1 protein-coding gene is annotated in these 559 nt (G+C 32.2%); it reads right to left on the reverse strand.

Going from position 1 to position 559, the window contains the following annotated elements:
• Positions 1 to 226: 226 nt before the first annotated feature.
• Positions 227 to 559: hypothetical protein (locus E3E36_RS11380; protein WP_206203630.1), on the reverse strand; the 333-nt coding region annotated here is incomplete at its 5' end.

Consider the following 559-nt stretch of genomic DNA (forward strand, 5'->3'; position numbering starts at 1 on the left):
ATGACGGCAGGGTGTTTAAGAAAGGAGAGAAGCGAAGAAAACGCTTTGAAGCCGTTGAATTAAAAACCAATCATAAATATTCTTTCAGTGCGATTAGTGAAGTGAGGATTGTAAAATAATTAGGAATTAGTAATTTGTAATTGGGGTAAAAATTACTATTCATTTTGAGATTGTAGGAAGTAATTTGAAATGTTGGTCAGGCGACCAGCAGAGGCTAAGAATAATACTATTTTTTGGGTGTATTAAATGATGATGTGTCACGATAAAAAAGGCCAGACGTTGTTGTAACAAATGCATTCTTGCCAACTTTATTAATACCTGTAATTTGATTTGTCTGTAAACCATCATTATCAAGTTCAACAAAATTTAAGTTGTTTCCATTTAATGTCACTTTCCAAATTTGCGATTGAAAATATGCATAAACGTCAGCATTAATATTTTGGAAAGTAAATAGCCCATAATAAGAGTCTACATTATTTGCAAATACACTCCAGGTTTCACCAAAATCGCTTGAAAGAATGATACTCGTAGTTAAACCTGAAGTATAAATTGCCAACAA

It is taken from the genome of Thermococcus sp. M36 (assembly GCF_012027355.1).
Lineage (GTDB): Archaea > Methanobacteriota_B > Thermococci > Thermococcales > Thermococcaceae > Thermococcus.